20 protein-coding genes are annotated in these 23,392 nt (G+C 39.2%); 5 read left to right on the forward strand and 15 right to left on the reverse strand.

Annotated elements, in window-relative coordinates; all coding sequences use genetic code 11:
* Positions 1-100 precede the first annotated feature (100 nt).
* Entirely contained in the window at positions 101-556 is a 456-nt protein-coding gene (locus tag DOT_RS12305) for a hypothetical protein (RefSeq protein WP_040412048.1), read from the reverse strand.
* A gap of 16 nt (positions 557-572) precedes the next feature.
* A complete protein-coding gene (locus DOT_RS12310; protein ID WP_040412050.1) occupies positions 573-974 on the reverse strand; it encodes a DUF2089 domain-containing protein in 402 nt (133 codons plus the stop codon).
* Positions 975-1,277: 303 nt separating this feature from the next.
* Between DOT_RS12310 and DOT_RS12315 the strand changes: the two genes are divergently transcribed.
* Complete coding sequence (locus DOT_RS12315) at positions 1,278-1,580, forward strand: carboxymuconolactone decarboxylase family protein (protein ID WP_009618924.1); 303 nt, start codon at positions 1,278-1,280, stop codon at positions 1,578-1,580.
* Positions 1,581-1,657: 77 nt separating this feature from the next.
* Entirely contained in the window at positions 1,658-2,218 is a 561-nt protein-coding gene (locus DOT_RS12320; protein ID WP_009618926.1) for a nitroreductase family protein, read from the forward strand.
* Between the two features lie 264 nt (positions 2,219-2,482).
* On the opposite strand, the gene DOT_RS12325 is transcribed toward DOT_RS12320, so the two are convergent.
* The 6 genes from DOT_RS12325 to DOT_RS27815 form a co-directional block, all read right to left on the reverse strand.
* Positions 2,483-3,184: a hypothetical protein gene (locus tag DOT_RS12325; protein WP_009618928.1), complete on the reverse strand. Its 702-nt coding sequence runs from the start codon at positions 3,182-3,184 to the stop codon at positions 2,483-2,485.
* A 14-nt stretch (positions 3,185-3,198) separates the two neighbouring features.
* Positions 3,199-3,879 carry an ABC transporter gene (locus DOT_RS12330; protein WP_009618930.1) on the reverse strand — a complete coding sequence of 227 codons (681 nt, stop codon included), beginning with the start codon at positions 3,877-3,879 and terminating at the stop codon, positions 3,199-3,201.
* Positions 3,876-4,730, reverse strand: coding sequence for an ABC transporter ATP-binding protein (locus DOT_RS12335; protein WP_009618933.1), 855 nt, complete (start codon positions 4,728-4,730; stop codon positions 3,876-3,878). The genes DOT_RS12330 and DOT_RS12335 overlap by 4 nt, the downstream gene beginning before the upstream one ends.
* Positions 4,731-4,782: 52 nt before the next feature.
* Positions 4,783-5,385: a TetR/AcrR family transcriptional regulator gene (locus DOT_RS27810; protein ID WP_009618935.1), complete on the reverse strand. Its 603-nt coding sequence runs from the start codon at positions 5,383-5,385 to the stop codon at positions 4,783-4,785.
* Positions 5,386-5,463: 78 nt separating this feature from the next.
* A complete protein-coding gene (locus DOT_RS12345; RefSeq protein ID WP_009618950.1) occupies positions 5,464-8,058 on the reverse strand; it encodes an EAL domain-containing protein in 2,595 nt (864 codons plus the stop codon).
* A gap of 131 nt (positions 8,059-8,189) precedes the next feature.
* The gene (locus tag DOT_RS27815) at positions 8,190-10,253 is read right to left on the reverse strand and encodes an ATP-binding protein (RefSeq protein ID WP_009618952.1); all 2,064 of its coding nucleotides are present in this window, start codon (positions 10,251-10,253) and stop codon (positions 8,190-8,192) included.
* A gap of 661 nt (positions 10,254-10,914) precedes the next feature.
* Between DOT_RS27815 and DOT_RS12355 the strand changes: the two genes are divergently transcribed.
* The 3 genes from DOT_RS12355 to hisS all read left to right on the forward strand — a co-directional run bounded on the left by DOT_RS12355 (position 10,915) and on the right by hisS (position 14,925).
* Positions 10,915-12,141, forward strand: a complete 1,227-nt coding sequence (locus DOT_RS12355; protein ID WP_040412051.1) for an MFS transporter — start codon at positions 10,915-10,917, stop codon at positions 12,139-12,141.
* Between the two features lie 237 nt (positions 12,142-12,378).
* Complete coding sequence (locus DOT_RS12360) at positions 12,379-13,584, forward strand: NADP-dependent isocitrate dehydrogenase (RefSeq protein WP_009618958.1); 1,206 nt, start codon at positions 12,379-12,381, stop codon at positions 13,582-13,584.
* Positions 13,585-13,614: 30 nt separating this feature from the next.
* Positions 13,615-14,925, forward strand: a complete 1,311-nt coding sequence (hisS, locus tag DOT_RS12365) for a histidine--tRNA ligase (RefSeq protein ID WP_009618960.1) — start codon at positions 13,615-13,617, stop codon at positions 14,923-14,925.
* Between the two features lie 1,102 nt (positions 14,926-16,027).
* Here hisS and DOT_RS12375 read toward each other — a convergent pair.
* The 7 genes from DOT_RS12375 to DOT_RS12410 all read right to left on the reverse strand — a co-directional run bounded on the left by DOT_RS12375 (position 16,028) and on the right by DOT_RS12410 (position 22,740).
* Positions 16,028-16,822 carry a nitroreductase family protein gene (locus DOT_RS12375; RefSeq protein ID WP_009618967.1) on the reverse strand — a complete coding sequence of 265 codons (795 nt, stop codon included), beginning with the start codon at positions 16,820-16,822 and terminating at the stop codon, positions 16,028-16,030.
* Positions 16,823-16,944: 122 nt separating this feature from the next.
* Positions 16,945-17,379, reverse strand: coding sequence for a MarR family transcriptional regulator (locus DOT_RS12380; protein ID WP_009618969.1), 435 nt, complete (start codon positions 17,377-17,379; stop codon positions 16,945-16,947).
* 601 nt (positions 17,380-17,980) lie between these two features.
* Entirely contained in the window at positions 17,981-18,583 is a 603-nt protein-coding gene (locus DOT_RS12385) for a class I SAM-dependent methyltransferase (RefSeq protein WP_009618971.1), read from the reverse strand.
* Between the two features lie 64 nt (positions 18,584-18,647).
* Positions 18,648-19,526: an Rpn family recombination-promoting nuclease/putative transposase gene (locus DOT_RS12390; RefSeq protein ID WP_009618973.1), complete on the reverse strand. Its 879-nt coding sequence runs from the start codon at positions 19,524-19,526 to the stop codon at positions 18,648-18,650.
* 452 nt (positions 19,527-19,978) lie between these two features.
* Positions 19,979-20,704, reverse strand: coding sequence for a GNAT family N-acetyltransferase (locus DOT_RS28635; RefSeq protein WP_009618975.1), 726 nt, complete (start codon positions 20,702-20,704; stop codon positions 19,979-19,981).
* 460 nt (positions 20,705-21,164) lie between these two features.
* Entirely contained in the window at positions 21,165-21,698 is a 534-nt protein-coding gene (locus tag DOT_RS12405) for a YfiT family bacillithiol transferase (RefSeq protein ID WP_009618976.1), read from the reverse strand.
* A gap of 766 nt (positions 21,699-22,464) precedes the next feature.
* Entirely contained in the window at positions 22,465-22,740 is a 276-nt protein-coding gene (locus DOT_RS12410) for a hypothetical protein (protein ID WP_157998450.1), read from the reverse strand.
* Between the last annotated feature and the right edge of the window lie 652 nt (positions 22,741-23,392).

Consider the following 23,392-nt stretch of genomic DNA (forward strand, 5'->3'; position numbering starts at 1 on the left):
AAGGGCCTCCATGAATGCATCAACTACCCAGATAGGCACCGGAAATGCAAATCCCCAGCGCCGTTTAAGTTTAATCCGTACCACTAACCACATAGCTGATTTACTCCACACACACTTCCACCTTGATTCTTCCCTCTTGAGGGTCTGCAACTTCAACGTCAACGATCTTGCCATCCACGCTTTCTTCAATGATTCGGACAAGCCCTTCAACGTCCAAAGCTTGCAAATCAAGACCTTTTTGTTCCAACTCCGCACGCTTATCAGCAGGAACAAAGCTCATTGCGTAAACAATAAGTTTAGAGGCTGATCGTATCAGGCTGAAAGGAACATTGACATTGACCTTTAAAGTCTTTTCTCCGACGACCCGAACACGCAAGAAGCGATCTCCGTAAGTCGCGGCAATTTTCGCCCTTTTTTCTGGCTCAAGTTCAGCCATCTGAAGAACCTCTTCACGCGGACTCCCCTCCTCAATCGCCTTTAACAAATCCATCCCTTCAGTCGCTGTAAGTTTACCTTCTTGAATCATCTCGAGAATCTTCATTTTCTCGTTACTCATTATCCTCGCTCCTTTCTTATTTACCTGTTTTTCTCATTTGATGGGTAGCTTCCTGTGGTGAAATATCCCCTCGCTCGAGGGCTTCCAGAATCCCCTGCCTGCGTAAACTTTCCTCTTGTGAGTCAACCTTTGCCTTTTCTTGCTCCTTTTCCACACTATAACCCAGGGTTTCAATCACACTATCCAAGCGACTTCGAACGGTTGGATAAGATATACCCAACTCCTTTTCCACCTCTTTGATATTTCCCCGGCATTTGATAAACGCTTCCACGAAAATTAGTTGTTCTGCCGGAAGCTGACAAAATTTACAGGAGCTGAAATCTCCTTCAATTTTGGTCGGACAATGGGTGCAGGTTAATTTGCTGATTCGCATTTCGTAATCACACACCGGACACCGATGGGGCATTTTATATACCAAGATCATCACCTCTAACTTCGGTTACTTGAAGCACTTCTATGTTTATGATCATAACTCTATATATTTAATATGTCAATAAATAGTTTAATATTATTAATGTTTTTATTAATAATATTAAGACATTGCATTGAAACCTGCCTTTTTAAGTACCCCGGGAATTATAGTTGTTACAGTACTGCAGTTGAAAAGATAGGTTCCCTTCTGGCTGAAGAGTGGATATAGAGAGTTTGATGATTTGCTGAGCAATTCCTAAAAATGCTATACTATTTCTTAATAAACAAATTAGGTATGGGAGGTTTTATAATGGCATTACCACCTTTTCTAAAGTTCCTGGAAGCAGATGACCCTGACTTTGGACAAGCTATTGAGAAAGTAGTCTCGTCAGCTATGACACCGGGAGCTCTAGATGAAAAGACTAAACTCCTGATTGCCTTAGCTTTGGATGCCGCTCATGGTTCAGTTCCAGGCGTAACTTCCGTAGCTAGGCAAGCCAGATCAGCTGGGGCAACCGATGCTGAAATTGCTGAGGCTTTACGTTTAGCTTACTTCGCATCAGGCAATTCGATCTTAATGGCATCTTCAGCTGCTTTTAGAAAAAACGAGTAACTTATATAATTCTTGTTTACTGATATACTATAGTGAAGTTACATAACCTGCACTCTAAATTAAGGAGAATGATTTTGATGAACGAGACAATTTCAACAATTTTGAGTAGACGAAGCATCAGAGCTTATAAGCAAGAACAAATTAAGGATGAGGACTTGCAACTAATTTTAAAGGCGGGAATGTATGCTCCCAGTGCCATGAATCAACAGTCTTGGCATTTTACTGTAGTACAAGACACGGATACTATCCAGAAAATAAATCAAACGCTCCGAGGCATTTTCCTAAAGTCAGGTAATAAACGCTTCGAAGAGATGGCGAAATCTGATAAATTCAATGCTTTTTACAATGCCCCTACCTGGATAATTGTATCCGGTGACGAAAAAGCTATTGCCCCACAATGTGACTGCACCTTGGCAATGGGCAATTTATTTTTAGCCGCTTCTTCTATTGGGATAGGGTCTTGTTGGATTCATGCCCTAACTCACTTAAGTAATAGTGAAGAAGGTAATGCTCTAATGAACGCCTTAGGTATTCCCCAAGGTTATAAGATATTCACTTCAGGTGTCTTTGGTTATGCAGCCGTAGAACCCCCGACTGCAGCACCAAGAAAAGAAAACACGGTAACCATCATTAATTAGATTTCGACCCTAAAGAAAGTTCTTTCGCGTTAGCACAGACTGAGGAGTATGAATTACATCTTCAATAAAATTTCTAGATCTATGTTTATAGGGAGTAAAGAAAAAAGAGGGACTTCTAAACTGGTACCTATAGACTGAACACTTTAAAAAAGAGTGTTTGGTCTGTAGGTACTTTTCAATTTTCATGATTATACGTCTTACATTAATATCATGAACACACCTTATTGTTTGCTTGAATGATAATGCAATTCACACCACTGTTTACTATCTACGCGCTCTCACAAGACTTAGTGCCAAATACAGCCATGCCAAGTGAACTATCATGGCTAAAGACAGTGAACGAAAGTTTAGAGGATATATGAGTAACTGAGTAGTCCAATAAAACGGTATGAAGGCAGAGATATTGCTTATCCATCTCAAATTCACCAAATCGGAGACTGCTGCGAGAACAAAGATATTAAGCCCTTTGGAATAGGTCAAACCTTGAACCTTATTATCTGCTAAAGAAAACATCAAGAGGGTGACCACAATACTCTGTACACCACTCAACAAGGCAATGATGATTACTTTGCTCACTGATAGATCAACTAGATTTAAGACGAAACAACTCAGTAGCGTATAAGGGATACATAAAATAAACGGTATTAAAAGTCGGCTTGCAATATAACCTTTATAGCCAATCGGCATGACAGACATCAACTCATAGATACTTTCATCACGTTCATCAATCATCAAAAAGGCCGTAACGGTACCAAGCAAATAAGGCGAAAGCGTCAAACAAATCGTCAAAATGTATCCATGATAAGGGGCCATTAAGAAACCAGTCAGTTCACTTAGCCTTGGTTCTCCAAAAATCAGGAATAACTTAATCGCTACCAAGGCTATCAAGGGAACAAACAAAAATATTCGCAAGATCTGATCTCGCAACAACCTTCTTATATCGAAAGAAAAAGCCTTAATCCTCACTAATAACCCTCCTCCTAGCTACTACTATGAACCTTTAAGGATAACTTATAAATGACGATATCCCATAGGCCTAAGATCAAGAGATATAATAAACTCTCTTGCCACGGTAATCCTAAGAATAGGCCAAGTGTAAGCTTTAAGCCTGCGACATTCGGTAGCAAGGAAACTATCCATAAATGAGGAAATATGAAAATAGCAAAACACGGCATCGTTGTCAGAAGCAGAAAAGGAACTGTTTTGAAGAAATATTGATTAATCGTGCGGCAGCCTAAGGTAACCATAAAACCATAGAGTGTAAAGAATACTGATAATGCCAAAATAGATATGGTTAGCAATAGCCAATTTACGCCGCTTAAATGAGTCATAAGGGCAATAACGACTGAAGCGCTTACCGATAAGAGGGCAAGTGTCACAACCTTTGAGGTGATATATTCCTGAGGAGACAAAGGCGTGACCGCCAGATAGTCTAAGATTCCCTGCTGCTTTTCCAACATGACGATTCCGCCAATGAAGAAGAACCCAAGCATCGCCGGATCAGAAAATACGATTAGAGCCAAGGTATAATCCTTAAACAAACCACCCGGTATTTTCTGCAAAATGATAATATATAAAACAGCTATGAGGGTGTAAACCGTATAGAAACCATGCTTGAACTGAAATTTCAGGTCTGATTTAAGCGCTGCGATAAGTCTCATATCAGTTCTCTCCCTGTCACTTTGATGAAGATATCCTCCAAGCTAGCATCTTGGCTGTGAATACTTTTAATCTCTGAGTAGGAAATGATATCCAAAAATTGTTGGTTTCCACTGAGCTGGTCAAGTTCAAATTCCGAGGTGTCTGGTGTGCCGCAGCTAAGAAAATCAACCTTGACAGTTTTACGCCCGTATTTCAACTTCAAGGCATAAGGAGTATCACAGAGTGATATCTGTCCATCGACTAAAAAGGCAACCCTGTCGCATAACTGCTCTGCAATAGTCATATTGTGCGTCGTCAGGAAGACCGTTTTACCTTCTCCTTTCATCGTTAAAATCATGTCTTTGATAAGTTTAGCATTGACCGGATCAAGTCCTGACGTCGGCTCATCAAAAAACATCAGGGCGGGATTATGCATAATACTCCTTATGAAATTCAACCGCATTTTCATCCCTTTAGAAAAACCCTCAACCTTTTTATCCTTGTCGGGTAATAGCCCAACCTGATCCAGCAAAGCGTCAAAATCCTTGGGAGGATTCTGATAATATTCAGCAATTAGTTGTAAATTTTCTTTCGCAGTCAACTTCAAGTAGAGATTAGGGAAGTCAAAGGCGACACCGATCTTCTCGTAGAAATCACGTCCGAAATCTCTGCGTTCCTTGTCAAAGGCTGTAATACTACCGTTATAGCCCTTAAGAAGACCGATCAATACTCTTTGGATGGTTGTTTTGCCTGATCCACTGGGACCCAGGAAGCCAAAGATTTCCCCAGGGTGGATCCTGAAATCGATGCCTTTGAGTGTGTTCACCTTAGCCCCGCGATATTTATATTCCAAATTTTTGACGCTTAACATCCTAGCCCCTCCTAATAATGATCATTCGTTCATTATTAATCCAAAAAATATTCTACTTAGTCATTCCCATAATACCTAAGATATAGAACAGGAACAAATCAGCCATCATATCAAGCCGCTCATTTTCATCCGTTACCTTGCGAAGGATTGTTATTATACCATCAATAATCTGGATCGAAATTAGTTCCACAAATTTCGGAGAAAAAACCATTGCGGGATTTTCAGAGCGTTCAAAATGGTCAAAGAAGTGGGCACTGAGAAACTTAACAAATTCCGCTTTTGTATGTTCATAGTTTGTTCCAGCACTCATATCCAACATAATTAAAAACCGATTTGTAAAGATAGGTTTTAATTGCGCTAAAAAGCTGCACAAAACTTTTCTCCATATAGCAAGATCAACCGACTCACTGATATTTGCCATAACTTCACGATCATAATGGTTATTAAGCATATAGATAAAAGCATCATATTCGTGTTTAACTAGTTCATCAAATAAGGCTTCCTTGTTATCGAAATAATGATATAAATTGCCAATTGTCATACCCGCTCTTTTGGCTATCTGTCGTAAGGAAGCGTTTCGATAGCCTTTTTCAAAGAATTCTTTTTCTGACTCGAATAAGATCGTCTCACGCAACTCATCTTTTTTATATTGCATTAGTAATCACCTGCTCATTTATTGTACTCGATTTATTAGCAGTTGTAAACTCAACACCCAAAATAACCTGTTCTTGAGTTACACTCTGCGCTGTACCATCGGTGCCGGCTTTCCTAAAAAATACCCTTGCCCACAATCGATCTCTAGTTCCTTCAAAATTAACCATATTGCAGCACTTTCCACATATTCGGCAATTGTCGCCTTGCCCAAGGCGTGGGCAACAGCGTTAATGGCCTGCACCAAGGCCTTGTTCGTCGGATCAACATCCAAATCGCGAATAAATAAGCCGTCAATTTTAAGATAATCGACAGAAAGCCTCTGGAGATGCGTAAACGTTAGAAATCCTACTCCGAAGTCATCAAGTGCAAACTTACAGCCCATTAATTTCAGTTTTCTAATCCAATGTTCTGCTTGATCCAAGTCCTTGATAGCAGCCGTTTCAGTGATTTCAAATCCTATCCGTGAAGGCTGAATTTGGGTTTCTTTCATCCTATTTTCTATAAAGGTTAGTAATTCTGTATCTCCGAGACTTGATGCTGAGATATTCACAAAAATGGATAAATCCTGCCGATTCTGTAGAACTTCTATGGCTCCATTGACAACCCAACGATCTATTTGAGACATTAATCCGAAGCGTTCGGCGATCATCAAAAATTCATTTGGAAACACGAGTTTCCCTTCTGGGTCCAACATCCTCAGTAAGGCCTCATGATGTACAATGGTCCCATTTTTCCCAAACACGGGTTGGAAGAATAATACAAATCTATTTTCTTTTAAGGCATCATTAATTTGAAGAATAGTTCGGTTAGAGGCCGATAAAAAAGCTAAGTCGTAAGCAGATTCGATGATGCTAAAGCGATTCTTTCCTTCATCCTTTGCAGTATATAAGGCCATATCTGCATGCGAAAAAAGTGTCTGAGTATCTTTCGTTCCATCAATCATGATAATGCCAATACTAGCTGTTACTTTGATGGTTACTTGATAACCATCGACCTTGAACTCTTCGCTTTGAAATGCCCGCAAAAGTTGATTGGCAAACGTTTTGGCATTGTCCAAACTCGTGCTCCTTAAAACAATCGCAAATTCATCTCCGCCGAGTCTTGCCAAGAAGACCTCTGGTCCTGAATACGTCTGTATTCGATCGACAAAATCAAGTAATATCCGATCTCCACTTGCATGTCCAAAGGAGTCATTAACGACTTTGAAATTATCGATATCAATAAACAGCAGGGCATTTTCGTGACTTCCAGTGTCATGAGTGATGAGCTTTTTCAGATATTCCTCTAGGTAATAGCGGTTTGGAATACTTGTTAAGAAATCGTGAGTTGCCAAATAATCCAATTGCTTAACTTTCCTATTCGTTTCAGAGAGATGTTCGTTTTTACGCACTAACTCTTTACGATTAAAATCGATACAGTTGCTGACGTGATTTGTTCCCTGGGCCACCGCTTTGGCAAACTCTTGGCAATTGCCGAATCCACAGGCGAAACAATTAATATTTCGGGATGCCTCCGTAGTTTTATGCAACAATGCAAAAATCGGCTCGAGATCAAGCGCCTGGGCACTCTCAACAAATTGAGACTTATCTTCATACAGCCTAGTAAAGTCACTCCTGCGAAGCTCCTTGTCAAATAACTCAAAGACTGTGGGAATTTCTTGATTACGTATTCTTTGTTGATAAATCTCAATTTTATCTTTTTTAAGTTGATTCATTTTATAGTCGACGTCGTCAATGCTCACAGACTTGCACGTACCTGTACCAATATTACAACCACTCTGGCAGTTCAAAATGTCCACAATGTGCGGCAGAGGCTTGTGCTCATGCATGCGTTCAGCGTACTGGTCTAGGTAATTATAAGCATGTTCTCGACCTTCAACTTGTCTTATCCACGTACCCTTCGAGTGGAACTCAACGTTTTCACGAAGACCGCCTGGCCGACTGAAAGTTAGACCAATACCGCACCCAACATCATCAAAATTTTCTTCTGGAAAATCCGTTAAGTCCACGTGGGTGCTTTGAAAATAGCGCTCCATTTTTTCATAGGTGACATTATAGTTTACTAGACCGGAGGCATATTCTTCGTTAATCTCATCAATTTTACCGATACAAGGAGATAAGAACGCGATTCGACCTTCAACCCCTTTGTATTTCCTTAAGTAAATGGCCGTGCACATCATTGGACTATGGATCGGCGCAAGTCTTGCGATTAATTCCGAACGGTATTTTTGGATGTAGTTTACAATCACCGGACAGGGCTGAGCTATGATTGAATCCAGTTTCTTCTCCTGCATCACTTTTAGATAGGCCCAAGTAGTAATATCTGCGCCAAGAGATACATCATAGATTAGTTTTACCCCCAATGACTTTAGAAAGCCAAATAACCTTTTATAATTTGGAAAGTTAAAGCGTATGGACGGAGCAACGATGACTGAAATATCGCCCCCCTGCTTGAGATCAAAGAAAAATTTCTCTGTATCATCTGCAAAATCTCGAGCATTATGATCACATACTTCAATACATGCCCCACAGTGGATACATTTAAGATGATCGACTTTAACCCTATTCCCACCATTATATAGAAAGGCTACATTAGCTTTAACAAAGCATTTGGCTATACATTTGTTGCAACCGACACAAAGCTCTTTGTTCGTTAGTAAAACTTCTACATTCATGGAAAATCCCCTTATCCTCCAGCGTCATAGCGCATTGACGAACTACGTTCTGTTACAGGGTAACTGCATCACTTGGTAACTGTGGATTTATGAATGTCTCTCTTCCACAAATCAGTATATTTCATATCACTTTAATTACTTATCGCCTTAAATTTTACGTAAAAGGTCGTACCGGAAGAGGAAGATTCTACAACGATCTTGGCATTATGTCTTTCAGATATACTGTAACACGACGCTAAGCCCAAACCAGTACCGCCTTCCTTTGTTGTTAGAAACGGCGTCCCTAATCTCGCAATAATTTCATCATTAATTCCTGCACCTTGGTCTTGTACAGCAAGGACTATATTGTTTTCCTCCATATAAGTCATTATTTTGAGTGTCCCCTTTGCGGGCATTGACTCTAGTCCGTTTCTTGTGAGATTTAGGATTAACTGTCTTATTTCCCTCTCATTCATTATCGCTTCTGCTACTTCTTCAGTTGCCAATTCAACTTGTTTATCCTGATTCGTAGCATCTGCAAAAATTAAAGGATACAATGAATTGACTAAATGGTTAAGTTTTATTCCAGTATCTAATTTTGATTTTGTTTTTGCTATCGATAAAAACTCAGTAAGTATGCTGTTCGCCCCATCTAACTCGCTAATCATCAAATCAAAGTATTCTACGTTTTGTTGGGACATATCTCTACTTTTTAATATCTGTAAAAAACCTCGTACTGTAGTCATAGGATTACGTACTTCATGGGCAATACTGGCTGCTAATTCTCCAACAAGATTTAGTCTATCTAAACGAGTTACTTCCTCTAAAGCCAGCTCTCTTTTAGTAATATCATTCATTTGCATTAGAAATAGTTGTTCACCTTTAGAATCTTGAAAAGGTTGCTGAAATACTTCGAAAATAGTGTCTCTAATAACACATTGCCATTGCTTGCGTGTTTCCGCTTCGGAACTCAGTAGTATTTCACAATTGCTGCAAGGTTCATCTTTATTATAAAAAATGTAATGACACTGCTTATTATTCGTTTCGCCGAAAACCTGTTTGAAATTATGGTTAGCAAAAACTATTTGCCCCTTGATTGTTCGAATACAAACTAATCCTGGTAATTCATCAATTAATGAATAAAGGCGCTTCCGTTCATCTTCCAATTGATTGTTATAGATTCTTAACAGTTTTTCAGTTTTTTTCCTCTCTGAAATATCATGTAGAATTATTACAATACCTAATATATCTTTAAATTCATCATAAATAACCTTACCAGATAATTCACATGCTAAGGTAATATCCTTATTGATAAGATCGACTTCAATATTATCAATACTCCCTGTTTGAAGTAGATTTTGAAAGATTTCCTTATTATTTTCAACCATTGTATGAAATGTTACTTCTGTCATACTTTCTAAAGCTATATTATTGGCCTTTTTTATTGAAAAATCTTCTCCTATAATAAAAATTGGATCGTTAACATTTTTAAATATATATTCAAATACATATTCAGAAACATATTTTGGAGTGATTTCTATTAATTTGTATTTCTTTATTGAGTACCAAATACCAATTAAGCCAATAGGAGCTGTTAAGATTCCCATTGTAACAATTGGTATTTGGAATAAAGGCAAGACAATATCCGTCAAAATAGCAATTGTAAAAGAAATTAGAGTTGTTATTCCAATAATCTTGGCTTGTTCTTTTTCTCTTTGCAATTTAGAATTTTTAGCCATTTTTCTGAAGATCATTACATTTAAGATTGCAGACAAAACAGTATAAACATAAAACAGTATTTCTAAGAAATTGACCGGGTACCTGTCGCTCCATCCGTTATTTAAATGATAGAGCACATCACTTGGGTTATATCTTAAAGTATTTATATAAAATAAAACCGCTGGAAGACATAAAAGCAATATTTTTTTCCAACCTAGTTTTGTTTCATTGCCATTTTTAATCATGAGGGCAGTTATTAACCAAATGCTAAAAAAAGAACACCATCCCACAGCTGCAACTAATCTCCAATAATTAGCTAAATATATGTTTGATGCATTAAACATAAAACTATAACCTATTGCCCACAAAAACAAATCAATACAAATAATAAATAACATTTTGCTTATATTTGAATTTCGATCTTTTAAGATTATATAAAGGCCAAACAGAAAATAAAATATGGCCCCTGTGAAAAAAATCAAGAAATATATTTGCATTCTAATGTGATCCCCTCAAAATTATTAGTATATTTAACATACTAAAATTGGTGTCTACCAAAAAATGGTTAAGTCTACCGCATGCACATCTATTGCCTTTTTCCACTACCTTGTATAACCGATTATTCTAACCTAACATTTTCGACGATAAGAGGTCAAGCTCCTTCTTCAATTAGAAAAATTGTGGTCGTTCAATAATTATTAGTTTAGAGTCCATTGTTAATTTGAAAAAGCCTGGCTGGATTCGGGATCTTACCGATTCACTAGACAGGCTTTTATCCTAAACTTATTTAATAGTCGGTGACGCGTAGGCTGCATATGAACAAGTAACTACGCTTATTCTACTGAAAGTATCGAAGTTATGCTTTCTAAATAAGTACAAAAAAAGTCCCCTCACTTGGAGGGGGAGTAGGCTGCGTATGTTGTATCTTTATTATAGCCTAGATTTGTTACTGTTCCATGAACTCTTTGTAAGGAATATGTTAAATTTTATTTGCTCTTTTCATTTCTTTTTAACACGTTAAAGATCGTAGAATATGTCATTCCCAAACGGCTAGCAGTGGAAGAGAACAGACACCTTAATTAATTCGAATTCTAGATTAGACGTTAATCCTTTCAAGGTGTACTATATAACAGTAAGCAAATTTGGGGTGATCATACGATGAGTTATATTCAAAAAGGAACTGTAGCCTTCCGCAAAACCAACGTGGCCTTATTTTTTGGTGGTTTCAACACGTTCGCTATTATGTATTGTACCCAACCGTTGTTACCTGAGTTTTCCCGGGAGTTTCACATTTCTCCCGCTGTTGCCAGTCTGTCGCTTTCACTAACGACGATTGCCTTGGCCGTTAGCATGTTATTCGTCGGTTCCCTGTCCGAAGTCAAGGGCCGAAAGCCCCTCATGATATTTTCTCTTTGGGCTGCATCCCTGCTGGCCGTTCTTATCCCTTTCGTCCCCAACTATTATTTTCTCCTATTCGTGCGTGTCCTTCAGGGGCTTGTCCTAGCAGGTTTACCCGCCGTGGCGATGGCCTACCTCAGTGAAGAGATTGCACCTGCTAACTTAGGGATAGCGATGGGACTTTACATCAGCGGAAACTCGGTCGGCGGTATGAGCGGGCGGATTTTTATCGGGATGCTCAGTGATTACTTCAATTGGCGGATAGCACTAGGTAGCATCGGTATTTTAAGTATCCTGGCAAGCTTAGTATTTTGTTACTTGCTGCCGGAGTCGAAACACTTTCAACCGCGCTCGTTTGACATTAGAGAATTGTTGAAATCGATGTTCAACCACCTTTTGAACCCCGGACTGCTTTGCTTATATGGGATTAGCTTCTTTCTAATGGGCAGTTTTGTCACACTTTTTAATTACATAAGCTATCAATTAATTGCTCCCCCCTACTTACTCAGTCAAACGATCGTTGGCTGGATTTTTGTGATCTTTATCGTAGGGACGTTTAGCTCGACTTGGCTGGGCCGCTTGGCAGACATTCATGGGCGTCGCCAAGTACTTTGGGTCGCTCTGCTGATCATGGTCTCCGGCGCACTCATTACCTTAAGCGTTCCTTTAGTGCTCAAAATCTTGGGCATCGCCATTTTTACCTTTGGTTTTTTTGGCAGTCATTCCCTTGCCAGCAGTTGGGTTGGACACCAGGCTATTCATGACAAAGCCCAGGCCTCAGCTCTTTATCTTTTCTTCTACTATGTAGGTTCTAGCATCGGTGGAACAGTCGGCGGTATCTTTTGGTCGCTGTTTGGCTGGGGGGGTGTCATCTGCATGATCTTAAGTTTCTTACTACTCGCTCTTTTCCTGTCGCTTCGCTTGAGCTCGATTTCACAAGATATTAATCGGAAGAACCAACAAACGAACTGTCATATCAAAAGCTAAGGCGGCAATGAGTTTGATGGAACGGTAAGAGTTGCACAAAGCATTTTTTGGATATAATATCAACATTGTAATAATTCTCATTGCCTCCACTGTTTAAGATCCTGTACTATAGAGCAAGGGTATGCAGTACAGTTATTAGCCCCTATTAGGGAACTAATTATCCCGTGATAGAGGACTAACAAGTTTTGTGTAGAATTAACTTTTATTAACCCCTATGATTTGGAAGGAGAAAATTTAATGACCAAAATCAAAATGAATGTCCCCTTGGTAGAAATGGACGGGGACGAAATGACTCGAATTATTTGGAAGTGGATTAAAGAATTATTAATTGAACCTTACGTTGAACTTAAAACTGAGTATTATGATTTGGGATTACAGAAAAGGGATGAGTCTAATGACCAAATTACGACGGATTCAGCCCTTGCTACCATAAAATATGGCGTTGCTGTTAAGTGTGCCACCATCACCCCCAACGCTCAACGGATTAAAGAATATAATCTAAAAGAAATGTGGAAGAGCCCCAACGGTACTATCAGAGCAATTCTTGATGGTACTGTTTTTAGGGCGCCGATCATTGTTGACAGCATTAAACCTTTTATCCGTACTTGGAAAAAGCCCATCACCATTGCCCGACATGCCTATGGTGATATCTACAAAGACGTCGAATATAGAGTGGAAGGCCCAGGTAAAACCGAACTTGTTTTTACCGGAGAAAATGGCGAAGTACGGCAGACTATTTTTGATTTCCAAGGCAAGGGTGTAATTCTTGGGATGCATAATATTGATAAATCCATAGCAAGTTTTGCCCGAACTTGCTTCAATTATGCCCTCGATGTCAAGCAGGATTTGTGGTTTTCGACGAAAGACACTATTTCCAAAAAATATGATCATACTTTTAAAGATATATTCCAAGATATCTACGACCAAGAATACAAGCAGAAGTTTGAAGAAGCAAAGATTGAATATTTCTACACTCTGATTGATGATGCTGTAGCCCGAGTTATCCGGTCCGAAGGTGGTTTTATCTGGGCCTGCAAGAATTACGACGGTGATGTCATGTCCGACATGGTGGCCACTGCTTTTGGCAGCCTAGCCATGATGACTTCGGCATTAGTATCTCCCGACGGTTATTATGAATTTGAGGCTGCCCATGGTACGGTCACTAGGCATTATTACAAACACCTTAAAGGTGAAGAAACATCGACCAATTCCATGGCTACAATTTTTGCCTGGACTGGGGCTTTAAGAAAACGCGGCGAACTAGATGGAATTCAAGAACTAGTAGAATTCGCCGACAAGTTAGAGGCAGCTTCCATTAAGACCATCGAAGAAGGGGTTATGACCAAAGATTTAGCAGAACTGTGTGAAGTAACGAATAAGAAGGTTGTCAATACACGTAACTTCCTGATTGAAATCAAACAAAGGTTGGACGAAATCCTCTAATTTAAAAATCGCCACAAGGAGAGAAATTACATGGATATTGTGAAACCCTCAATCTTACCGGGATTTATGGAACTCTTACCAGCCGATCAGTTGTTGTTTAACCGCATGTTAGATACAATCCGTTTGAACTACGAGAAATTTGGGTTCCTGCCTATTGACACGCCGATCATCGAAAAATCCGAAATCCTTCTGGCCAAGGGGGGCGGGGAAACGGAAAAGCAGATTTACCGCTTTAACAAAGGGGACACTGACCTCTCAATGAGATTCGATCTGACTGTCCCCCTGGCCCGCTATGTAGCCCTTCACGCCTCCGATCTTACCTTTCCTTTCCGCAGGTATCAGTTAGGCAAGGTCTTCCGCGGAGAGCGCAACCAAAAAGGCCGTTTCCGGGAATTTTACCAGTGTGACATCGACATCATAGGCAACGGGCAATTAAGCATTCTTAACGATGCCGAGATTCCCAGCGTTATCTACTCAACCTTCAAGGACCTAGGCTTTGAATCATTTACTATCCGGATTAATAACCGGAAAGTCCTTAATGGTTTTTTCTCCGCCTTAGCCCTGCCCAACAAAGCCGATGTGTTGCGAATTATCGACAAGTTAGACAAAATCGGCCCAGAAGCAGTTATTAACGAACTCCGGGAATTAGGCATTGAAGAATCCGCTATCCTTCGACTTATGACGTTCATTCAGCTCAAAGGCAGTAATGAAGAGGTTCTGACAAAACTTAAGGCAATGGGCTTGGATGACCCGGAATTCAACCTTGGTCTGGAAGAGCTTTCAAAAGTAATCCACCATGTCGGCCTCTTAAATGTCCCGGAAGAAAACTATCAAATTGATCTTACCATTGCTCGTGGTTTAGATTATTATACTGGGACGATCTATGAAACGATCCTCAATGATTACCCAAGCATTGGCAGTGTTTGTTCCGGTGGACGATACGATAACCTGGCCGGTTATTACACCAAGCAGCAACTGCCCGGTGTGGGTATATCGATTGGCTTGACTCGTTTATTTTACCAGCTAAAAGAAGCAAACTTCTTCGAGATCGAGAATCCGGCTCCGTCCGAAGTTCTGATTGTCCCCCTCGGAGATACCGTCGATTATGCTTTGAACGTTGCACAGAAATTAAGAACACAAGGGGTTTCGCTTCAGATCTATTATGAAGACGGCAAGATTGCCAAAAAATTAGGGTATGCCGACAAACTTAGCATTCCCTGGGTAGTCCTTTTAGGAGAAAACGAAGTGGCTGAAAACATGGTCACCCTCAAAAACTTGCAGACTGGCGAGCAAAAATCTTTGGGGCTAGATGAGGCTGTCAGGCTCATACAAACAACATAGTTAAAAACCGAGGCGGCGCCTCGGTTCTTTTATTGTTCGTGGATAGCTAGTTCCCCATTCTCTTCTCCATCGCTTTGATTAAAAAATCATCCTTTACTCCTAAAATACATCCTGAAATTGTGCTGCTAAATCCAATAAATCATTTTTGCATATGGTTCAATACATTGCTCGCAGTATTTTATAACCCCTTTTAATAATTCAGTAGATATGCCTTTTCTTCTTAAGGATTTTCGAAGACGATGGGGTGCAGGGGATTTTGGTGCCAAGCAAATAGGCCTAATGAGATACCCCTCTCATTCTTCATTCTACAAGTTTCAGAATATTCCTCTCGGATTAGCATATTTTACAAACCAAAAACCGGAACGCCCAAAACGCTCCGGTGGGGATATATGTGATCAACAGTATATTGCACACGATTTGGGAACGAGATGTGTAAACATGCTGGCGTTATACTAACATACCAAATCTCCTCTCAACCTATAAAATATAGGCCTTCAAATAGAGAATCTTATCCATTCCAAATTTCCGCTTGCTAACCCATATTACCAGTAAGCAGACTACCATTGTTGCAATAAAAACCGAGCGATATACCCAATTCACATTGTACAATGCCGAAGCGAGCAACCAAAAAGCTAAAAGGACGATAATAGTTCTTATTAAGTTATTTTTAAACATAAAATCTCCTATAGTCATCATAGTTACAAGGGGCGCCAACGCTCCCGACGGTTATTTGTTCTTGAGGACTGCTTTGGCAAAGCTCATTAGCCTTGATCATTTACATCCTTAATAATTCCACTATTATCCTCCATTTCCTGCATAAAGTGGTCATAAAAGTTCAAAACCGAAACGCCCAATACGTTCCTGTAGATAATCAATGCACCATCAACCCATGTATGAATTCTATCTGTATAGAACAGTTATGTTACTTTCTTAGTTCCAACGAACGGGAATAACCAAACCATGAGCACTTTTTATAACCTTTGATGAAGTGGGACAATGTGCTTCATGTAGCCAGGTCGGGGCAATAGAACCAGTGATTCGTATTAAAAAGTGAACCAGTCCAAATAAACTGAGAGAGAACTAAAATCCAGGTAATAATTTGCTAAATGAAACTTGCGTTATCCGATAAAAAACCGACTTTTTTTAACATCTCCTCGGCTTGAGCGTACGGATTACTGGATTTTATCTGGTTTTCATTTAATCTAGTACACCCCACCCACTTTTCATAAAAATAGTCCAAATAATGCTTGTATCCTTTTACTCTCCAATTATCAATTAGGGATAAAAAATGTTTATCTGAACTATCATACTCCAAAACTATATTTCTCAGTTCTTCATTATCCAATCTTCGGTATTTATTAAAGTGTATGACGCCTGGACCACTTAATCGTCCTTTCATAGTCTGCTTGGATTTCTTTTCATCTGAATAACCCAATAATAATGCAATCAGCGGAAAACAGAATTTTTCAGGTAGATTTAGCAGTTCGCACATTTTGTCCATATTGCATCTATGAACGCAATTGCTGAAAAAAGTATCTATCCCAAGGGATTTAGCAGTGATAGCTGCAGTCTGTGCTGCAAGAATGGTATCGGTACTTCCAGTCATAAACTCTACAATCGGTATTCCATATTTATATCTGAACCCCAGGTATTCGGCTGTATCCATTATCCTGTTAAAATCAACTGTAAATACAAGCATTTTCTTACCAACATATCCTATCTCTTTCATAACTTCTTTGTCATCTATTACGATAATTGAATAAGTCTGTCTAGCCGACGCTGAAGCCGCATTAACGCATGATTTTAATATAGCTGCTAAATGTTCCTCAGGTATATGTTTGTCTGAAAAGTGTCTAACAGTTCTAAGTTCCTCTATTATTTTTATAGTCTCATTCATATAAATCTCTCCTTAACATACCAAGTTTGTTTCTCAACTTCAATTTTAGGTTTTTCACCATATATTCACCCTTCATGGGAACTTCTAGATGGTTCGACACCGAACTATATTTTTAAAAAAAATTAATTTTCAAAGTTATATATTACCCTATCTAATAATGAGAGTAATATTACAATTTCATCATCCTTAAAATCCTTAAAAAACGTTGCAATAACATTTTGAGAAATCTCTACAAAATCTTTCTTTATACTTAACCCCTTTTCGGTTAATACAATATAAGAATATCTCTTATCATTTAAATCAGATTCTTTGGTAACATATCCGGCCTTTAATAATCTATCCACTAACTGAGTAACAGTAGATTTTGAACGATCAATCCCTTCGCCAATTTCTTTCATCGTTAATTTTCCATTGTGCTCATAAAGTATATCTAATATATTGCCATGGGACACAACTAGCCCTTCGATGCCACGATGTCTTAGTTCGCGCTCGATATGTTCAGAAACCTCATTTCTAATCTTAGATATTTTAGAGATAGCTAAGTATTTATTCATCATAAGCAATATCCTTATCCTCCAAAGTTAATAATATTATAATTCGATGCCGAACTAATTTCAAGGGCAAATTTTTATGTTTTCTTAAGCATATCATGATCTCAATGTGTCTTCCTTTTGGCATAATCAATCAGAGCCTATTGATTGTTTCGCACAAACTAATCTATAAATTTTATTGTGTTAGCAATTTCTTTTACATGGTTTTTATCCGCATACAACAATAAATAAAAGTATTTATTTCCAGCAATTTGTATAGGTGTAGCATTTAAAGATGGAAGAAAAATTACTCCTATTGCAGGATGGAACGAATATTGCTTAAGCCATGATTTAAAAGGACTATAAAGAAATGCATTTAAGCAAAGATTCCCGATCCGATTTATAATTCTAGGTTTTTGTGGTCAGTGGCCAAATACCCTCTAAAATTACACTTCCCTTAGAAGACTGGCGAACAACAATCTTTGGTGCTCGATGATGCGGTCAGGCTCATACAAACAACATAGTAAAAGAGTCTACTTGGTAAATATCAACCATAACTAACCTCCATTATTAACGAAATCGAAATATGTTCATGACATGTAACTGGCGGGGTGATTAAGCCCGGTCATCAAAAAGGTGAACAAATATAAAGAGCGGTTTGGATACCAACATCTATTCTTTCTACCGACGGAAAACAAGCTCTCATTTCGTCTTCTCCATGACGTACGAACTCAAAATAATCTCCTCTTTCCGCCCATTCAATTAAATCTGTGAAAATCCGGCGGTTCTTATTATAGTCATAAAATAGAACCCGGCCATTGGAAAGCCTGCTGGCCTCTGCATAGAATTGTTGTCGTAAGCCGGAACTAATACCATGAAGAACATAGGAGGCAAGAACCAAGTCGAAACTCTTGTCTGGAAAATCTAGGCCCTGCGTTACATCTCCTTGCACTAACTCTATAGATTTTCCCACTGTTGACTTTTTGGCCGCCCGTAACATTGAAGGAGAAAAATCTACTCCAACAGCCTGATAACCCCTTTCAGATAAACAAAATAATAAAGCCCCAGTCCCGCAGCCTATATCGAGAACCCTACCAGCTGTGGGAAGTTGGAATAACCGTTCGTTTTGAGCTATGAGGGATCGGTAAGTACGAACTTGTCTGGTAAAAAACCAATTATATACGGGGGCAATGACATTGAATATCATTACATGCCTTTCCATTTCGCGCATATATTTCCCCCTTATCAAGGAAGAATCATAACATTATTCTCCTCTGCTATTCTCTCGAACATCATTAATCTTTTAGCAGTTTAACTTCTTCTTCCGTCATCCCTGCTACTTTCGCTACCGTTGAGACCTCCATCCCTAGGTCTAAAAGATTCCTCGCTACTTCAGCCTTTCCTTCAGCCTTTCCTTTATTCTCTGCGGCCTCTATCCTCGTTAGCTGGTCACGAAGCTCAGCTTCTCTGGCATCGTACAGCATTCTTGCCTTTTCATCCTTACTGATGATCTGCAATAAATCATAAGCTTTTTTAATATCCTTGTTCTTTTCTGCTAACATCTCAATCACTCCTTTTGATTTTGCATCTAGGAATTCCATCCATTCAACAATTCGGTCATTCTCATCTCTTGGAATAGCCATATTTGCTAGCTTTATAATCTCTAGGAAATGAACCTCTAAGATGTCCGTCAACCGGTAGCCGGTTTCGTCCTCTGTCAAATGATAGCTGGAGTACAACTTTTGAAGTGGAGTACATTGAAAATCAACGATGTTGATGGTGATACATTTCTTTAGTTTGGAATAGGTATCACCTGACTTTACTTGACTTGTGTACATCTTAGACCAGTAGAACATGGTTCTTTCGGGCATGAATTCTGTCGGTAATATTTGAATCTCAATATCGATTTGTTTCCCTTGTTTCGTCTTCGCTCTGACATCAAGTATTCCTTTTCTATCTTCCGCGAACTCCCTCAAAAGCTCACTATTGATAATTTCTATTCCTTCAAAGTCTTCCGCAGGAATACCTAATACCGCACTGAGAAAGGCAATTAACAGATCTTTATTGTTTTCGTCTCCAAAGATTAGCTTGAACACGAAGTCTACTTTGGGGGACATTAAAAATCCATCATCCGTTGGTGTTTGCTTGGTTTTACTCTTCTTGTTCCCAGTCATTTTAATGTCATCCTCTCTAGTTATCGCGTATCATTTTAGCTACTACCATAGTTTCACACACCAGCAGACAACCACTTTTATAACTAAACATCACGGCTCCCTAGCTTCATTATACAACAATGAATATTTTAGTTCCATAAAAAGGAATAGCTTGTACTTGGTCAGGCGTTTCGTGACAAAAAAAAATGAGCATCGACTAGGCTAGTCCTGCTCCCTACATAACTTTCAGAACGAAAGTGTGTGTGGGTTTCTTATTTTGAAAGGTACTACATGTCATGTGTTAAATGCAAATTTCTCTTCATTTATCTGGATGTTTTTAGCTTAAGCCACTACACTGCCACCATTTCTAAACTTGATAACATTGAGCCAAGAAATGACCATCCTTTTCCGGAATCCCAAGAAAGTTGTCTGGAAGTCTTACCTAAATACTTTTTCCCCGAATGCGGGCTGGTTCAACAAATGACAAGTTCATATAGCAATACATTACGCCCTTCAATATTTGACGGCGATTCCTTAATAAATCTGGCTCCTTTCTTGTCATAAAACCCTTTGGCATTTGGATCGGATAAAATAAACAATCGACCAATAGACTTCTCTCGACACATGTTAATTGCGTATGATATCAGTTTAGAGCCAATTCTTTTCCCTATTAATTCGGGCAGTATAAAAAGATGTTCTAACCAATTACCCTTCATGACCAAGACCTTACCTGCCCAAAAGTCTTCTTTAACCTCGACTATTGAAAAATATCCGGTTATTCTTCCATCATCACAGAGTTGAATCAATTCATCGTACTTAGAATAGTTAACTTCAGATATGTATCTCTTAATGAATTCAGTTTCTTCGGCGTTACAGTCGTTGTTGCCAGAGTATGAACCTATGTTTTTTAAGGGAAAGGAATGTGTGAGACAAATTCTCGCGCAATCATCATAACCCTTTTCAATCAAGTAGTTATAGCCGTCTATAATGTGCCTCATTTGTGACACACCGTAACGTCTGCCAATATCGTGGAGATATCCCAGTATATACGCAATCTCTGAATCAAGCTCTTGATGGTTGCTGGCTATATTTCTTGCCGCTTCTGCTGTAAAGATTGAATGATCTACCCAAGGGCCAGGATTAAATGTCCCGGCTTCAGTCAAAAATCGCTTAGCTTCTTCGATAGATGGTACATTCATAATACTTTTATTCCTTTCAAGGTGCTCAAGTTGAAGCGAGTGAGTTTAAGTCACTTTCTTCATTTTTCTGTTAAATATTCCCGCAAACCTAAGCTAGCAAACATTGATCCTCCCTGCGTTACTAGCGGCATGATTGGGGAATTAGCTTGAATCATAACCAGACTATTTAACTATTTTGTCTAACATTTTTGTATTCTGTAAAGTAGTAGCCACATTTAGGACACTTTGGCATTTTTAATTCCTCCGATCTAATTCCCCCGGCGCCGCGTAAGGCGAACTGGTGGCTCACGTAGGCATCATAGAAACATATTAGTTTTTGAGCTAGGTTCTGGGAAAAGCCGACGGACTCTTTCAGCTACTTGCCCATTCTCCATGCTTAATCAGAACCTTGGCCTCTGTCAGCCGCAACGGTGCGGTGATTGGGTATGAATGGTGTGGCTGGAATAAGCGAACACGTGACTTAAGGCGTTTGAAGGCCTATATTCTTTCTATAATTCGTGATATGTGCCAAATGATGATTACCGTGCCAAGCATATAGCCCAATTGCCTTTTTAAGACTTAAATCTCCCGCTTCAGGGTGACAAAATTGACGATTGAGTTCAACAGGTGACATCGACCTGAGTAAAACAGACCATCTTTTATGTAAAGTTTCTAGAAGATTCAAAGAAACATCCACCGGTAAGGTTCGAGCATCTTCAAGCTCAGCCCATAACACTTCGTTAAATGGCTTTATTGTCGGAGTGTCCTCAGTTAATGCGAGTTTAAATCTAATGTAACTATTCATATGACTATCAGCTATATGATGAATCACTTGCCGTATCGTCCATCCTCCTGGTCTGTAAGAAGTACTCAATTGTTCCTCAGACAAATCTTTAACTGAATCGGTAAGTAACCTAGGTAAAACCTCAATTTGGGCAATCAAATTTTCAACTTGATCTAGACTAACATCTTCTGACATATTAAATTGACCGATAGGATACCGAAGTTTATCCATTGACAAGACCTCCTAAACTTTCACTAATTTATTTAACTATATCCTGAACAAATACATTCGTAATAATTCCACAATTATCCTCAATTTCCTGCAATAAGAACGCAATCAGCATGTCCAAAAACGCTTCGTTAAGCTTGCCGCATATGCTCTCGGCGTGAGAATTACCTCCAACACGCAAGACTCGGTACTCGACTGCAGGCTAGGTTTTATCCAGCAATTTAGCCTATGTATGAATTTGCTACCACTGACTGTATATTTCAACGACTATTCGGATTTTCCTCAATATTTGTCTAATTCTTATTAAAAAAGGATACACCGTCCCCTACCCCATTATTTTGATTCTTATTTAATTGCTCAATTACTTTTGAAAGCGGTAACGATATCAGTGAAATCAATGGATTGAATGTAGTAGAAGCTAAAGTGCTGACTCAGTACCGCATATCCTCATTGCCTTTGACTCCATATGGACGGAAACTTCACCTAACTTGAGATCTAACCTGGAGGCGTCTGAACGGTAAGTGTCAAATAATCTTCGGGATACATAAGGAGAAATCAACGTTTTCAAAAGTTTTACTTGGCCCCCAATATTTCTGACCATTTACCGTTGCCGCAATCCTTATCCTATAAAGATGATTTCGATCTCCTATATGGTCTGACGATAATGTCAACGTATTGTCTGATGTATTTATTGTCTCAAGGATTTTCCTATCTGTTAAATCATCTATTTCGCATGAATACATAGTCGCGTTAGGGATAGGATTCTAAGTTACCACTGGATTGCTAATATAGGGGTTTGATGATAGCTGATAACAGGTCCCTGAGATGTTCCTTTTAATTCCGGGTTTAAATCTTGAAGGTTTACCCAGAATTCAGCTTCTGGAGCAAAAATCTCAAGAATATTTGGATCTAGTAAATCCGTCGTGCTAGCGGCCATAACACTAATTTTATAACGGTGTCTCTCGGTTCTGAGATAGATGGCAAAGTTTCCTTTGCCCTTACTTATCGAGCCGCACAAACGCAGGTTCCTATGATGAGTCGGCATGGACGTTTTATGGTGGCCCGACTACTTTACCAACCATTTTACAGATCGACGTTTCGCCGCCTTCACCGAGCTTCATACCATGAATCACTTTCACTTTTTATCACAGCATGTCGGAGTATTAGCCTTTCTGCACAGCCAATCTTCTGTGTATTCGGGGATTTCACCCAATGATTCAGAAACACCGTTCAATAGGTTCACACCTATTGTCTACTTTTGATTAGGCATTACTGCCTAGCACTGTGTAGAAACAGCGCGCGCGCAATGAAGTAACACCAACGTGCCTGGAGTTGGCAAATCGGCTCAAATTTATTTCTGTCACGGAAATCGGCGACAATTGGATACTTATGGAAATATTTTTAAATAACTATTCATAGTATTGTAAAGGAATAACTTTAGAAGTTTTAAAATAGAAAAGGTTTCTATTGTTTCTTTTACAAGCTATTCCCGCCGAATCGTTAGGGCTTGTTGCTTTAAGCCTGGCCCTGGCTTAAGTGCCGTTGCGCCAGGGGTGGATCATAGTAGCTGGGACAATTCGGAAAAGCGCACATATCAATAAAGCTACCAACATGTTCACTCCACTAGCGGAAAGTGGAAGTGTCAAGGTCGGGGTCGATAGCCCGAAGAAGCAAAATTTACACCCCACCAGTAGCCA

The sequence above is a fragment of the Desulfosporosinus sp. OT genome, from assembly GCF_000224515.1.
GTDB lineage: Bacteria > Bacillota > Desulfitobacteriia > Desulfitobacteriales > Desulfitobacteriaceae > Desulfosporosinus.